We start from the raw sequence: 815 nt of genomic DNA, 5'->3' as shown, positions 1-815 counted from the left end.
CGGAACAGGCCGTCACTAAAGTCACGGGTGTGAGGCATGTGGTTGGTACCAAACCAACAGGTAGAGAAAGGGCGCATCTCGAAGGGGTTGCGGAACTTATGCTCAACCGTTGCTGGCTCACCTGAGACAATGCCTTTCAGGCTGGCATCGTCCATCTTTTCGCCTTGCTTGATCTCAGTAACGATATTCACAAGCTTTAAGTGGAGGTGGGCACGCTGAAACGGATTATCAAAGCGGGAAGGTTGAACACCGGCCACGTTGGCGGATCCCGCTAGTGCCTCAAGCACTGCCAGCAGCACTGACTTTCCATTGGCTCCGCCGCCTACAAGAATTACAAACAACTCATAGTTGCAGTGCGCCATCAGCGAGTAGCCAATTGCCTCAAGCAAAGCCTGCACCTTCTGTTCGACGTCATCGTCACCCTTAAACACTTCGGCCAGGAATTGCTGAAATCGAGGCGCTGTTGCATTTGGGTCGAACTTCACCGGCACCTGAGTAGTGCGGTAATGTTCCCGGTTGTGAGGCTCCAACTTCCAGCCATCAGCGGATAGCATCAGCTCACCATTGGGGCAGTTAACACATTCAGCTGGGCCTTGGTTGAACTCAAGCTCGGGTTGGTAGGTTTCCGTTAATAACAGGTCGGTAACACTGTCCACAACGGATTTGCGCACATCTGCACCATTATCTGACAGATAGCCCTGCACCCACTGCCTGACCGCTCTGCTCTCCTGTTGCTGCCAGAATCCACGCTCGCTCCAGCGCATTACTGAAGCAGCGGTGGTAATAACGTTGTCCCTGCCAATCTCAGAAGCTAA

At 53.1% G+C, this 815-nt stretch carries 1 protein-coding gene; it reads right to left on the bottom strand.

Going from position 1 to position 815, the window contains the following annotated elements:
* A partial coding sequence (locus A3730_RS28325; protein WP_063539403.1) for a phage/plasmid primase, P4 family occupies positions 1 to 815 on the bottom strand: 815 nt, incomplete at both ends.

Source organism: Alcanivorax sp. HI0044 (genome assembly GCF_001634945.1).
The sequence above is the reverse complement of the archived record's forward strand: the minus strand, read 5'-3'. Positions and strand labels throughout refer to the sequence as shown.